Annotated in this window: 12 protein-coding genes and 1 tRNA gene; 7 read left to right on the plus strand and 6 right to left on the minus strand. The window is 39.0% G+C overall.

Translation table 11 applies throughout. The annotated features are described in order from the left end of the window. Positions 1-413: 413 nt before the first annotated feature. Positions 414-1,667 (minus strand): HD-GYP domain-containing protein, encoded by a 1,254-nt coding sequence (locus AB4180_RS06835; protein ID WP_102249053.1) that lies wholly within the window; start codon positions 1,665-1,667, stop codon positions 414-416. A gap of 81 nt (positions 1,668-1,748) precedes the next feature. Next, complete coding sequence (locus tag AB4180_RS06840; protein ID WP_029223884.1) at positions 1,749-2,156, minus strand: VOC family protein; 408 nt, start codon at positions 2,154-2,156, stop codon at positions 1,749-1,751. A gap of 380 nt (positions 2,157-2,536) precedes the next feature. Between AB4180_RS06840 and AB4180_RS06845 the strand changes: the two genes are divergently transcribed. Together AB4180_RS06845 and AB4180_RS06850 are read left to right on the plus strand one after the other, a co-directional pair. Beyond that, positions 2,537-3,757: a site-specific integrase gene (locus tag AB4180_RS06845; protein WP_102249054.1), complete on the plus strand. Its 1,221-nt coding sequence runs from the start codon at positions 2,537-2,539 to the stop codon at positions 3,755-3,757. Between the two features lie 315 nt (positions 3,758-4,072). Continuing rightward, the gene (locus AB4180_RS06850) at positions 4,073-5,878 is read left to right on the plus strand and encodes a replication endonuclease (protein ID WP_102249055.1); all 1,806 of its coding nucleotides are present in this window, start codon (positions 4,073-4,075) and stop codon (positions 5,876-5,878) included. Between the two features lie 12 nt (positions 5,879-5,890). Here AB4180_RS06850 and AB4180_RS06855 read toward each other — a convergent pair whose 3' ends face one another. Further along, a complete protein-coding gene (locus tag AB4180_RS06855; protein WP_102249056.1) occupies positions 5,891-7,441 on the minus strand; it encodes a hypothetical protein in 1,551 nt (516 codons plus the stop codon). A gap of 175 nt (positions 7,442-7,616) precedes the next feature. Here AB4180_RS06855 and AB4180_RS06860 point away from each other — a divergent pair, with 175 nt between their 5' ends. The 3 genes from AB4180_RS06860 to AB4180_RS06870 all read left to right on the plus strand — a co-directional run bounded on the left by AB4180_RS06860 (position 7,617) and on the right by AB4180_RS06870 (position 9,874). Beyond that, complete coding sequence (locus tag AB4180_RS06860) at positions 7,617-8,477, plus strand: DNA adenine methylase (protein WP_102249057.1); 861 nt, start codon at positions 7,617-7,619, stop codon at positions 8,475-8,477. Positions 8,478-8,670: 193 nt separating this feature from the next. Continuing rightward, positions 8,671-9,513: a plasmid recombination protein gene (locus AB4180_RS06865; protein WP_102249058.1), complete on the plus strand. Its 843-nt coding sequence runs from the start codon at positions 8,671-8,673 to the stop codon at positions 9,511-9,513. Beyond that, on the plus strand, positions 9,506-9,874 hold the full coding sequence (locus AB4180_RS06870; protein ID WP_102249059.1) for a hypothetical protein: 369 nt from the start codon (positions 9,506-9,508) through the stop codon (positions 9,872-9,874). Before AB4180_RS06865 ends, AB4180_RS06870 begins: the two co-directional genes overlap by 8 nt. Positions 9,875-9,927: 53 nt before the next feature. Here the strand turns inward: AB4180_RS06870 and AB4180_RS06875 are convergent. Beyond that, positions 9,928-10,012 (minus strand) — tRNA-Leu (locus AB4180_RS06875). Positions 10,013-10,347: 335 nt separating this feature from the next. On the opposite strand from AB4180_RS06875, the gene AB4180_RS06880 reads away from it, so the two are divergent. Then, positions 10,348-10,824, plus strand: coding sequence for an RDD family protein (locus tag AB4180_RS06880; RefSeq protein WP_102249060.1), 477 nt, complete (start codon positions 10,348-10,350; stop codon positions 10,822-10,824). 61 nt (positions 10,825-10,885) lie between these two features. Here the strand turns inward: AB4180_RS06880 and lptG are convergent, their stop codons facing one another. Further along, positions 10,886-11,956 carry an LPS export ABC transporter permease LptG gene (gene lptG / locus AB4180_RS06885; protein WP_017103680.1) on the minus strand — a complete coding sequence of 357 codons (1,071 nt, stop codon included), beginning with the start codon at positions 11,954-11,956 and terminating at the stop codon, positions 10,886-10,888. Positions 11,957-11,959: 3 nt separating this feature from the next. Next, entirely contained in the window at positions 11,960-13,060 is a 1,101-nt protein-coding gene (lptF, locus tag AB4180_RS06890; protein ID WP_009847716.1) for an LPS export ABC transporter permease LptF, read from the minus strand. 191 nt (positions 13,061-13,251) lie between these two features. Between lptF and pepA the strand changes: the two genes are divergently transcribed. Further along, positions 13,252-14,772: a leucyl aminopeptidase gene (gene pepA / locus AB4180_RS06895; protein WP_017097529.1), complete on the plus strand. Its 1,521-nt coding sequence runs from the start codon at positions 13,252-13,254 to the stop codon at positions 14,770-14,772. Positions 14,773-14,849: the final 77 nt, after the last annotated feature.

Consider the following 14,849-nt stretch of genomic DNA (forward strand, 5'->3'; position numbering starts at 1 on the left):
AATAACGTTTTGATATTCATCAACGAGTGCCCACACAGATTGATAGGTTTAAATTATTAAAGAGCTTCACTTGTTGAGCCTTCCTTTTAAGCAAGGAGCCTCTCGAAGTGGACGGCCATTCTAGCGTTCTAATTCTTAGTGTCAAACACTTATTGGGAATTAATTTCTACTTTTTAAAAGTAGGAGCGTTTAAACGCTTTAAGCTAGTTGCCTTACCAACATTCTTCGCTGAAGCCTTATGGCGTCTACCGTGTCAGTGAGGCGGCATTATAGAGACGCAGCTTTTATTGGCAAGCATTAAATGCATTTTTTATTAAAAAAAGAGGTTAAGTGAAGACATTTCAACCAAGGGCTTATTTATACAACTTTCAACCCAAGTTTCGAACAAACTACCCACAAGAACCTGTGGATAACTACTCACCATTATCAAAAAAGTAAGATAAACGAGCCCTAGGGTTTAGATATTCTCTAACTTGCTCCGGTAACTTGCTTGGATGAACTGCATTGACAATTTTTATCTCTTTAGTAAATAGGTCAATGATCGGGGCTTGGGTTCTTGGAACGCTAGGATCATAGATCAGTACGTTCGGATAAAGCATATGTTTGGCATTAACCGAAATCACGATTCCAATTGATTCATTGGAAAGCTGCACGACAGTACCCGGCGGATAGACTCCCATGAACTTAACCAATAGACTCAAATTATCCTGACTATATAGATGTTTGCAGTTCTTATATAAGTGAGACAATGCCAAGTATGGGATCATTTGTTGAGATTGCGCTTTACCATGACAAAGATTATCGAATGCGTTAGCCACTGAAACTATTTTGGTTAGTTCATCTATCTCTTCTTCTTTTAAGCCTTCAGGATAACCAGAGCCATCATTCATTTCATGATGTTGAACGATTACTTTTTTGGCACTTTCAGGAAAGTCATCCATTCCAGAGACAATATCAGCACCATATTTTGTATGAAGTTTTAGGTAATTCTCTTCCGGTGCTGTCAGCGTACTCTGCTTTCTAAGTATTGCAGCTGGTATTTTGATCTTTCCTACATCATGGAACAAAGCAGCAAAAGAAAGCGCTTTCAATTGTTGAGTATTGTAGCCTTTAGCTTTACCTATCATTAACGCAACGACAGAGACATTTAATGTATGAAAGTAAATGTCTTCAAAGTCAGCTTTAGCATTCATAAGATGTAAGGTAACGCTATCGTCACTTGCCAGTATTTCAACAATATCATCAACTAGACTTTTAACCTCTCCTACCGCATCTATAGGTCGGTTACGAATTTTTGTCATTACTGAACGCATTCGAGCAAGCGAGCGCTCGAACTCTTTCTCACAATGACTGACTCTACGACGGTAAGAGCTTAGGGTTTCGATACGTTCATGCTTATCTTTCCACATCCTTTCAGTTTCAAGGCTTATCTGTAGATCTGAATCGGCCCCTTTCTCTATCTCGTGATTAGAAGGTAAAGGTGCAGTATCGCTTTGACTTAGATTTATATAGACATGCTTAATCCCAAGATGCCGAATTATTTTCACTTGAGCGTCATCTTTTATTTTGAAGCTGTTGAATAAAAATGGGTGTTCGTTCCATTTTAGGGGGAGTCGTATGTGTAGGCCGGGCTGGATGCGATCTACAGTAATCTTTATGCTGCCCATATTTATATAATATTGATTAATAATCTATATTTATAATTCTAATAAAACCACACGGGAATTTCACTATCCAATTTCACAGGTTCAACTTAAAGAATCACAATGCACCATCCAACGAATACCGAACTTATCTTCCACTTTACCAAATCTAGCGCCCCAAAACGTATCTGCGAGTGGCGTCATTATTCGCCCTCCTTGTTTAAGCTTCTCAAAAATTTTCTCTTGAGTCGCGGTATCCTCGGTAACCAAGGAAAGTGCCAGATTGTTCCCTTCAAGTTCTTTAGCTTTAACGCCATCAGACATCATGAGCTTCATACCAAATGCTTCGAACTCAGCGTGCATAACCCAACTAGGTTGTGCCCCCTCTATTACCTGAGGAGCATCACTAAAGAGTTGCTTCGATAAAACAACACCACCAAAGCATTTATGATAAAAATCTAACGCTTCACTACAACGACCATCAAAAAACAAGTAAGGGGTTACTGTCAGCATATGTTTCTCCTCTATTAGTCCTTTAAACATAGACAATAGACGTGAGAATGACAGATAACATTCTGATTTAAGATAATTAATTTACTAAGGAATCGCATTACGAACGGAAACGGTAATATTTTGGAATGGCACAATAAGAACTGACTGATTGGACAGGCGTTCCTGTCGCTACTACGAAGGCAACACTTTCTATTCTCCAGATATAACAAAGCCCCGACTTGAGTCGAGGCTTTGTTATTTAAATATGGTACCGGTAGGCGGACTTGAACCGCCACGCCCGAAGGCAACGGATTTTGAATTTATCATACCTATGCTTTATCCTTCTTTTACAGTAAGTTAAAACCATATATTAATTAGTATAAAAGAAAGTATAAAACTTTATGTCTTACGAGTATCAAAGGCTCCGCTCAGGGCTTGCTATCTATAAACAAAAACGCAGCAAAAATTGGTATATTCGAATGCGAGTTTCTGAAGGAGGAACCTCGTCAGAGTTTGTACAAAGCTTAAAAACGCCCAGTAAGGATGATGCTACACAAAAAGCTTGGTCATACTTCTTTGCACAAGAAGACAATCTAAGCCCTGCGATGTTCATAAAATCGAAAAAATCGAATATTACACACCTAGCGACCCAATTGATTGAAGTACTCAAGAACAAACCAAAAAAAATCAATAAAGACTACATAAGAGTACTAGACAAAGAAATCATACCGACTTTTGGGCAGCTAAGCATTAGAGACCTAGATCGAGCTGCAATCAGAAAATACTTTTCTGATTCTGCAAAATCAATGACACAACTACGAATTAGAAAAACGGCTTTAAAGCATTTATTCGACATTGCTGTCGACGACAAGCTAATTAAAGAATATGAAATACCTTCAATGCCATCGGTAGAAGTCACCGAAGATGAAGCTCGCTCTAGTTTCTCGGATAAAGATTTGGACAAACTACAAGGCATGTGTCCACTCTTTATCGATTCCTCTAGAAAGGATATTACTAAGCAAAGTAGACAAATGTTTGAACGCTATATGTCCTTTCTGTTGAACACAGGAATTAGAGCTGGTGAAGAAGCTTTAAACATTAAGTTCAAAGATATTGGTTTTGACACAACACAGCATATTTACACAATAACCATCAACTCTGGAAAGGTTCATAGCAAGAAAAAAACATCAAGCCGCACCATACCCATAGGGCTTAGAACAATCGAACTAATTCAAAAAGTACTGTGTATATTCTACGGCTTTACCTACAAAAACAATCTAGATGAAGTACTCCTCTCATCATTCCCATACAAAGAAAATTACATCTTTCGTTTACCGAACAACCAAAGCATAAAACCCCAATATGAAAAAACCTTTGACCAACTATGTAGGTTCACTGAAATCGACAAGGTACATTTAGGTTATACACTCTACAGCTTAAGGCATACTTACATTACAAATCAGTTAAAACAGGGGGTTGATGTCTATTTACTAGCAACTCACTGTGGAACGAGCGTAGAAATGATTCAGCGGTATTATAGCAAGCTAACGTCTGTCATGCGCTCAGAAGAGATAGCAGGTGTCTTTAAAGGACATGATAATTACGACGACTTACCAATCTAATGAAATCTGGCTTCATTCGATCCGAAGGATCGGCCACAAAAAAGAGACAAGCGAAGGCGCAGTCTCCCTTGGATAATTATCAATAACTGTCCCCTTACATGCTTGCATGTAAGGTCAGACAGTTATTGAAGCTCATTTTCTTAAATTTTTTGTTGAGTAAGCACAACGATAGAAACATCTAATATAAAAGGCATTTTTCTAATAGAAATATACTAATAAAAACATAAATCATTGTTTATACAAAGTTTTACATTTGATCTTAAAAAGAAAACTATGGCATGGTATTGAAACAATAACTACAAAAAGAGAGTCACTATGTTTTGTTTACCCTACTCTATCAATCACCTTTTCGATACCACACTTAAACAAGTGAAAAAAGTTGGGTATAACTTATCTGTTTCAGCAAATAGCTTATATATAGAAAATGGATATCATCACGTTACAGGAGACGAAATTTTTTCACTGTTCCAGAAGAAAGCTCACGCCCAATTTTTTTTCTACAACTATGATATTTATCATGACACAACCCAAAAACTCGAAGGTGTTAAAGAAAAGCTAAATAAAACATCGACTAGAGCCATAAAAAAAAGAGAGAAACTCCAACATAAGATTGTGTTGCTTAACCATAGAATCGAAGAGTTAAAAATTGACGCTCACAAACGCCTAATGAGTCCAGACTATTGCAAAAGGAAAATTACTAAATTAGTTATGTCTGAGATGCTCTATTCAGCTCAAAGCCAAAAAACTATTGGCGCTAAGTCAACAGCCTACGCTCCTAACATTCTCGTCAAGTTTCGAAAACTTCAAATGCAATACAATGCTGAAATCCTTGCTAATAAATTCATTATGGTAAAAGGAAAAAAAATCAGCTTAGCTAGTTTTGTATCAACTACAGATAAAAAGATTTCCGAACTCTATGCGAAAATTAAAGGTTTTGAAACGATAGCAAATGAACATGATATGGAATGGGCATTCATAACAATAACAGCTCCGGCTAGATATCATCCAAACCCCTCAAAGCCATCGAGAACTGGTTGGAATAACAAAAGTGCTTTGGCTGCACATAAAGAACTAAAGTCTTACTGGAACGCATTTCGAAAATCCCTTAGTAAGAAAGGTATATCCATGGATTCTGGCCAATTCTTTGGCATGCGAATTACTGAGCCACATAAAGATGGATGTCCACATTGGCATCTACTTTGCTTTTTCCAACCTGAATTAAAAGAACTCTTGTTTCATGAAAAAGAGGGCTTACTTCCTAAAAAGTTTTCTCACTCAAAATCAGCAGTAAAAACCGTATTTGGAAAAATGGACACTGTAGGGAGTGAAGGTGTAGCTTCCGCTGCCACGTACTGCTTCAAGTACCTAACTAAATCTCTTGGTGGGGAAATGGACGAAGTAGTTACAGCAAACATTGAACAAAAGCCGGATGTGGCGATTGATGGAATCGAAAGGATTGAAGCTTGGAGAGCCGCAACTGGAATCCGAGCTTATCAATTATTTGGAATGAAAGGGTTATCAAATGTATGGAATTCTATTAGAAAAATATCCTCTCAAATTCCTTCCGTTGAAATTAACTTCAATAAAGAAGGTAAGAAAGAATACTCAATTTTTGAATCACCTTTTGAAGCTGCTCACTACCAACAAATATTAGATCATGCAGAGAATGGTGATAATGTATTTGAGAAATCATTAGAACAATACGATGCTTTAGATGAAAAAGAAAAAGCATGCTTCGATGGTCAACTTGAAGCTGCATTCACGAACATTGATTCAAACGCCTTAAGCCTTCCATCGGCAGAAAACTCAAAGAAAGAGAAGGAGCTAATGTTATCCATCGAGCTTAATGACAACTCAGATGGGTTTGTTAGCGCATATGAAAACGACTATAAGTTCAGGACTTTATTGAAGCATGCTATTGCTGGTGATTGGGCTACTTTTTATAAGTCCTACAATGAATTTTCTGAGCGTCATCAGGGCGAGGACATCCCACCAATTTCACTTGTTTATGAAGAGTATACGAACACGTATGAAGAGAAAAAAAGGAAGGTGATTGGTGTTAACACTGGACTATGGGTATACCTGTTTAAAAGGTATACCACATTCAAAGATACACTATAAATAGCCACCACTTTAAAGGAGCTTAAATGACGCCATTATAATTTCTAGCATTTTGGCGCGGACATGCTCCACTTCTTTTTCTGTCAAAATTTGAGTATCGTCGTGGTTTGTAAGGTTAAGAAGCTCTTTGCTTCCCTTCTGTAGATCAGATACAGCATGTCTAACAACTTTGACATCTTCATCTTCAAATATTTTAGCTGTATTTTTCTCAACGAAGTTCAATATCATTGCAAAATCATTGGCTCTTTCTTTATGCTGTTTTTTCAATTCAGAAAATTGATTTCTTCGCTTAATTACAACTTTAAGTGTAATTTCTAATATAGCTCTAATCATAAGAGAAGAGCTATATAAGTTAGTCTTGTAAGAAATCTTCTGTGCCTCTGTGCAAATATTCAATAATTTGGTATTTGCGTGTGGGATCATCATACTTTGTGGAAGTAGTTTCTCTACTTTCTTTCTAGGCAACTTAGCAGTTTCACTACCATCTTCACCACCTTCCAAAGATGTTGGTTCTTCAGCTTTATCTCCGCTAACAGAGTCTGTTCCAGATGAGTTTCCCTTTGAATCAGGCTCACTCTCCTTAGATGTAGTAAAAGTAAAATTAGTCTCTTCTAATTCAGTATTATTTAACCTTTCAAATTCCTCTAAAAACTCATTCAAGTAATCTCTCATTGATTCTTTATTTTCTTGACGAGTATTTATCCTTCCATTAATCAAAGTATCCCTAGCAAGTTTCTCTAGAATTAGTTTGAATAGTTCTCTATCCACCATCAATTTAGATGTTGGTTTAGATGCTATTGATAACTGGCCATAGTCTGAAATTTTAATATCACATATCGCTTCAATAAACTCCGAGCTAGAAATAAATCGAATTATTGCACCGACATTCAGTTTATCAATTCCATTCATCAAAAAATCTAATTCTTTTTCATTCCAACACTCTAAGTTTAGAATCTCTTCCGTGAGTTCAAAATGAAATAGCTTCTCTTTGATCTTGGTTTTCGACATTGAATTCTTAAGGACTGTTTTTACTTTATCTACATTTTTGTATTCAGACAAAAAGCCACGCAGGTATGCTCCTTGTGTATATGGACTCCAACGTTTTATCGAATCAGACGTATGCTTAGATGCTAGATATGAAGCGGCTTCACTTCTGCTTTGAAGGATAACAACTGATAATCGTTTTATAGTTTTTATCGATTCTTTATAGTTTTCATGCTTTGTTAAGCGCTGAAATTTATTGTAATCAGGGCTGCCTTTAAGCATAGAAGGTTTAAGTAGAATCTTACACGCTGATAAACGTCTATTTCCTTCAATAACAGTAACTCTGTTACTCTTTCCGCTTTCATCATCTACCGCGATAAGTACTTCATCAGGGTGATAGCCATTATTTATAATAGATAAGCATAAACTATAAACCTCAGCACTTTTAGTTAACGCTATTGCTGCATCTTTTTGAGTGCTAATCGCTTGTCTCTTTACTATTCCTGCTAACCTAGGGTTCGTAAGGTCTAAATCGACGGAGCTAACAGCACGACTAACTTTTCTATAACTAACACTCAAGTGCTCACCTCATGACTAATATGGAGTACTAACCTTTTCAATAGATTACTATGAAAAAAGAAAATTAACTTTTGCACTTATACTATACAAGTCACGTATGCTTTCCAAGTTCAACACTTCGTAAGAGTGTGTTAAAATTAATGTTTATGACTCTAGGCAGACACTTTAACTAACCATGCGCTTCTTAACCCCCCTTCGTTACCCTGGCGGTAAAGGAAAACTAGCTGATTATGTCAAAGAGACTTATAGAGCTAATGACATCCAAAATTCACACTATGTGGAGCCATATACAGGAGGCGGTGCTGTTGCGTTAGACATGTTGTTTAGTGGTACAACTGAACACATCCATATCAATGATATAGATCCAGCCGTACATTCTTTCTGGTTTTCTGTGCTAAATCATACAAATGACTTGGTAGATCTTATTGAAAACACTGATGTCACTATCGATGAGTGGTTTAGGCAAAGAGATATACTCCGAGCTAATGATAATGCTACATCAACTTTAGAGTTGGGCTTTTCTGCATTTTTTCTAAATAGAACTAATCGCTCTGGAATTTTAAAAGCCGGTGTTATTGGTGGTAAAGCACAGTCAGGAAAATGGAAGCTCGACGTAAGATTCAACAAAGAAGATTTAATAAATCGTATAAAAAGAATATCATTATTTTCCGAACAAATATCATTATATAATCTAGATGCCGTCGCACTAATAAAAGAGTTGGATGGCAATATACCAGAAAACTCTCTAATCTATTTAGACCCTCCTTACTACGTAAAAGGACAAGGGTTATATAGGAATTTTTATAATCATAACGACCATGTTTTAATTAAAGATGCTTTAACGCAATCAAACTTTAAAAACTGGCTAGTATCTTATGACAACGCACCAGAAATACGAGAAATCTACTCAAATTATCCTCAAAGCATATATTCACTTCAATATACAGCTCAAAAGAAATCTGTAGGATCTGAAATAATGATATATTCAGGAAAACTAAAAAAACCTAACATATTCCTTGGCAAGGCAGCTAGTTAACTGTTAATAATTACAACTAGGAAAAAGAAAAACGTTATTATAATAAACATAGTGACAGACTATGTTTATTCATTCTTCATAAACGTCTGCTTAAGATACTAACGTTCTTAAGAATCTAGTTAGACACTAAAAATATAAAAACTAGTTTTCACATTTTTATCGCCCGCATAATAAAAATATAAAGAGGCTAAAAATGGGTTACCAATTTATTCATATTGAGAGTTATGGAAAGGAAAGCTCTCGAACAAATAAAAAACAATCAGCAAAAGCTATTGCAGCAGAGTGTGAACGCTCGGAGTTTGATTGTCTGCATGTTGCAAATCCAATACCACCAATAAATATTTTTGGCTGCCGTCCAAGCGAAGCGGTTGAGATTGCTGAAAACCAAGCTTCCATCGCAAATGACTCTATAGGTAGAAAGCTCAGGAAGGATGCTCAGATAATTCTTGCAGGAGTTGTTAGCTACCCTATACCTGTAGCTGAACTAGACCCTCAATGCCCTAAGTTTAGAAAGTGGCTGACACTTAACCATCATTTTCTTAGACAGAAATATGGTTCTCAATACAAGTCCTTGGAATTTCATCGAGATGAAACTTTCCCACACTGCCATTTCTATATCGTTCCAGCACTAGACTCAAACTCTAGGATGAACATTGGGGATGTACACCAAGGCATTTATGCCAGAGATAACTGTAATTCAACTTCCGCCAAACAAAAGATTCGAGCCTATAAAGAAGCTATGCGCCAGTTTCAGGATGAATACTACCAAAAGGTAGCCAAAGAGGTTGGGCTAACTAGAAGTGGTCCTAGACAGCGCAGGTTGAGCAGAAAAGAGTGGATGACAGAACAAAGCACAGCAAAGTTGATTAGCGAAACAATAAACGAGCTATCAACAAAACATCGCAAGCTAGCTCACAAAGAAAAGCAACTTAAAAGGTTCTATCAAAAAGCCAACAGATTGAACCTTGATCTTGATAGATCTCAAATAATTACCAAGTCAAACAACAATAATAATATAGGGTATAACTATGACTAGCATTACAGAAGAAAACCAAACGATCGACGCACAGTTAACGTATAAATCACAACTACGCTCAATCAAACAAGATAATCCTTACTTTGAAATTCTACATAATGAATATTACGACCTAATACAAGAAGTATTCAAGCGACTTATTCAGAATGGCGACCTAGTACGAAAAGAGGAATTCTTACAAGAGTTTGAGATGTTTAAGTGTGACATGATCAGAAAATATACAACCACCTCGATGTACGGCTACAGTCCAAGATCACCTTCAGAAAAGAAAAATATGATTCCGCATGACTCTAGCAAGCTTTCTGCTTTGTTAGAGCTTCAGAAACGAAAAGATGAAGAAGATAATGGTTTTTCATTCTGATTTTCACATGTAAAAAAGCCGCTCCCTTTCGGAAGCGGCTTTTTTATAAATAGTGGTAGCTGCGGGCGGACTCGAACCGCCACGCCTTTCGGCGGGGGATTTTGAATCCCCTTTGTCTACCAATTCCAACACGCAGCCACAATTGTATAAAAGTGTATAAAACTATATTTATAGAGCCTAACACTGATAAGCTCTTGATTTCAATCTGTAATGAACAAATTATAAGTACATACGATGTTTTTTGAATCCGTCGTGTATACCAATTTCACCATACCGGCATTATCTTGGGGCATTGCCCTTTCGATGTCTGGCATTATACGTATGCGAACTGATGTGGCAAGTATAAAAACTTGAATTCATGTGTGTTTGCCGATAATTTCGCCACTAAGTCATAAGCTGTGCGTCATGTCTCTTTTCAGGCCAAGCCTTAAACTATATTCTGACGCCTCAATTTTTAAAGAAGTAATAACACCATGACATCAACAAACACTCTGCCACCAGCTGGGGTAATGCGCCGATTTGGTGCCTTGTTCTATGACGCACTCATTGTAATCGCTATTGAAATGATGGCTGCCGGCATCATTGTTGCTCTACTGCACGCGCTCATGGCTCTTGGTATTTTTAACCATAGCGGTTATGCCGATGTCAGTGACTTCTTAACCAACCATCCAATTTGGAGCCCGACGTATACTTTTTACTTAGTCATCGTTTGGGTGTACTTCTTTGTCTTCTTCTGGACTAGAGCTGGTCAAACACTAGGCATGAGGGCCTGGAAACTGCGCGTTCAAAACAAAGATGGCTCTGCGATCACAATAACTCAAGCACTAATACGCTTAGGTACTTCAGGATTTGGACTAGCCAATTTATGTGTTCCATTCGATCCTCAGAAACGTGGCTTTCACGATATCTGGGCAAAGACCGAAGTCGTTGTGTTGCCAAAGGCACAATAATGCTATTAAGCGAACTTAAAGCAAGATCAAAAAAGGAAGGCTTAACGCCTTCCTTTATCATTTATAGTTTCCGCCTCAAGAGCATGATGGCAATTCCGAAAAATACCACGCTAGGGGCTATCGCACCAAAGGCTGGTGGTATTTGATAAACCAAGCTGATTGGACCAAAGAACTCGCTGGATATATAGAAAGTAAAACCAGCAATCACACCAGAGAGAATCCTTGCACCCATGGTCACGCTACGTAGAGGACCAAAGATAAACGACAACGCCATCAACATCATGACCGCTATCGAAATAGGTTGAGTAATCTTCCTCCACAAAGCTAGCTCATAACGTGCAGCATCTTGCTCTGATGCTTTGAGATAAGAAACATAATCATACAAGCCACTTAACGACAGTTCCTCCGGTTTCACCGTCACTATCGCGAGTTTGTCTGGAGCTAACGATGTTTCCCAAGAAAAAGTCGGTAAATTCTCTTTAGTGACCTGAATTTCATTCTCAAAAGAGGTGACCTCAACATCGCGCATTGTCCAAACGTTGTCTCCAACGTAATCGACTTCTTTTGAGTATATGGCCGTTTTCAGAGCCTTGTTCTCATCATAGCGCCACATGTTCAAACCATAGAGCTTATCATCGTCTATTTTAACAATGAAAATAAAGTCGTTGGCATCTCGAGCCCAAACACCGCTTTGAGTAGAAATAATACTACCACCAGCAACCGAGATGGTTCTTAAGTCACGAGCCATCTTCTGCGCTTGCGGAGCTCCCCACTGCCCAAGCAATGTCACTATCACCATTAACGGAATCGCAGTCTTAAGTACCGATAAACCAATATCTAACTTAGAGAAACCCGCGGCTTGCATAACCACAAGCTCAGAACTCGCAGCAAGCATACCAAGCCCAATCAATGCACCAAGCAATGCCGCCATTGGGAAGAACATTTCGATATCACGAGGAATACTCAATAAAACGAAATACAACGCTTGTAATAGATCGTATGTACCACGACCTACCTTCCGCAATTGCTCAACGTACTTGATAATTCCAGAGAGACCGACAAACGTCACCAATACCAGTGACGTGGTCGCGATGATGGTTCTGCCTATATATAAATCGAGAATCTTAAACACGGCTTAAGCCAACCTCTTATTCTTGAATTTTTCTTTCAAACGCCTAACAGGCACACTATCCATAAAGTTGGCACCAATCGCGACAAACAATAATAATGCATTGATTGGCCACATGCCTATTGCAGCAGGAATGTCCCCTTCTTCAATTGAAGATTTGGTTGCACTGATTGCCAAGAAGTAAGTCAAATAAATCAGGATTGCCGGACCTATTTTTGCAAAACGACCTTGTCGTGGATTAACTGCTGACAGCGGTACAACGAGCATAGTCAACAATGGGATACACAACACCAGTGACATGCGCCACTGCAATTCAGCCTTGGCACGATTATCTTGATTTCCAATAAGATCAATAGTTGGAATCGCTTCCCACTCTCGACCTTTCTTCTCTACTTCACGCTGACCAATTAAGCCTTCATACTCTTCAAAGTGCGTCACTCTATAATCAAGGCGAGAAGGCACTCCTTCATGACGAGTACCATCGTACATCACAATAACTTGGCGGCCATCGCTCAATTCTTTTACGTCTCCCGACTTAGAGAACATCACACTAGGAAGCACTGAGTCACGAGGTCGCATTTGAGAAACGAACACATTGTCTAATTGATTACCATCGATACCCTCTATAAACACAACTGAAGAACCATCGGGAGTCCTTGCAAATTTGCCTTTGGGTAGTAAATCGACGCTGTTCTCTGCAGCCACTTCCTCATACATTTGTTCTACTTTATCTTGTGACCACGGAGACAGCCAAAAGGAGTTAAAAGCAGCGACAGTTGCGGTAATCAACGCCAGATAAAGTGCTGATTGGATGAGGAATTTATTTCCAATACCCGTAGCATTCATCACCACAATCTCACTTTCGGCATAAAGGCGGCCAAAAGTCAGCAAAATGCCAATATAGATACTAAGTGGAAGCATCAAGAGCCCCATCGCTGGCATATTTAGACCCACGATCGATAATACAAGGCTTGCTGGAATATCACCATCAGAGGCGTCGGCTAAAACACTGATGAACTTTTGGCTGAGAAACACGAGAAAGAGAACAAAAAATATCGCAAATTGGCTCTTGATTGTCTCTCGGATCAAATATCTAACAATAATCACGCTCAAATTACCTATACAAAACTTGTTTTTTTGATTGAATCACTATAATTTCCCGTTGAACCTTTTATTTTTTAAATTTTTAGCTAAGTGTTAACGTTCTTCTTTAAGGTCAGTTCCATTATAGGATCCAACAAGTAAGAACCCATTATCCAACATTTAGTTCGATTTGTCTTCAGGATGTAGGAGTACGCATGGAGTTCAGTGTAAAAAGTGGCAGCCCAGAGAAACAGCGCAGCGCATGTATCGTTGTCGGTGTATTCGAACCGCGCCGCCTTTCTCCAGTAGCCGAGCAGTTAGATAAGATTAGCGATGGCTATATTAGTTCACTGCTTCGTCGCGGTGATCTAGAGGGTAAACCTGGCCAGATGCTACTACTGCATCAAGTACCTGGTGTACTTTCAGAACGTGTTCTGCTTGTAGGCTGCGGTAAAGAACGTGAGCTAGGCGAGCGTCAATATAAAGAAATTATCCAAAAAACCATCAGCACACTAAACGAAACGGGTTCTATGGAAGCAGTATGTTTCCTGACTGAACTGCACGTTAAAGGTCGTGATACTTACTGGAAAGTTCGCCAAGCAGTCGAAGCGACTAAAGATGGCCTTTACACTTTTGATCAATTCAAGAGTAATAAACCAGAGACTCGTCGTCCACTACGTAAACTGGTATTCAACGTACCAACTCGTCGTGAATTGAGCCTTGGTGAGAAAGCAATCTCTCACGGTCTTGCGATTGCTTCAGGTGTGAAAGCGTCTAAAGATTTAGGCAACATGCCACCTAACATCGCAAATCCTGCTTACCTTGCTTCTCAAGCTCGTCGCTTGGCCGATGATTACGAGACAGTGAAAACTAAGATCATTGGCGAAGAAGAGATGGAAAAGCTGGGTATGACTTCATACTTAGCGGTAGGCCGTGGTTCTAAGAACGAATCTATGATGTCTATCATGGAATATAAAGGTGCTGCTGACCCAGATGCAAAACCGATTGTTCTAGTCGGTAAAGGTCTTACTTTCGATTCAGGCGGTATTTCGCTTAAGCCTGGTGAAGGTATGGATGAGATGAAGTACGACATGTGTGGTGCGGCTTCTGTATTCGGTACAATGAAGGCACTAGCTAAACTGAACCTACCGATTAATGTAGTTGGTATCCTAGCAGGTTGTGAAAACATGCCAGGCAGCAATGCTTACCGCCCAGGTGATATCCTAACGACCATGTCAGGCCAAACAGTTGAAGTGTTAAACACAGATGCTGAAGGTCGCTTGGTTCTATGTGATGCGCTTACTTACGTTGAACGCTTTGAACCAGACTGTGTTGTCGATGTAGCAACACTCACTGGCGCGTGTGTGATGGCGTTAGGTCACCACATCAGTGCTGTACTGTCTAATCACAACCCACTATCTCACGAGTTAGTTAATGCTTCTGAGCAAGCAAGTGACAGAGCATGGCGCATGCCAATGGCCGATGAATACCATGAGCAACTAACGAGTCCATTTGCAGATATGGCAAATATCGGTGGCCGACCTGCTGGTACAATCACAGCAGCATGTTTCTTATCTAAATTTGCTAAAAAGTACCACTGGGCACACATTGACAGTGCCGGCACAGCTTGGAAGTCAGGCGCAGCGAAAGGCTCGACAGGTCGTCCTGTCTCAATGCTTGTCCAATTCTTATTGAACCGCAGCGGCCATGAGACTGAAGAGCAATCTTCAAAATAATAGAAAGGGCCTACGGGCCCTTTTTTAATAAGCGTTATTTGCTAGCTCCTGTTGACCAAGTAACATTGGTTTCCACG

It is taken from the genome of Vibrio sp. 10N.286.49.C3, assembly GCF_041469545.1.
GTDB classification, from domain to species: domain Bacteria; phylum Pseudomonadota; class Gammaproteobacteria; order Enterobacterales; family Vibrionaceae; genus Vibrio; species Vibrio tasmaniensis_A.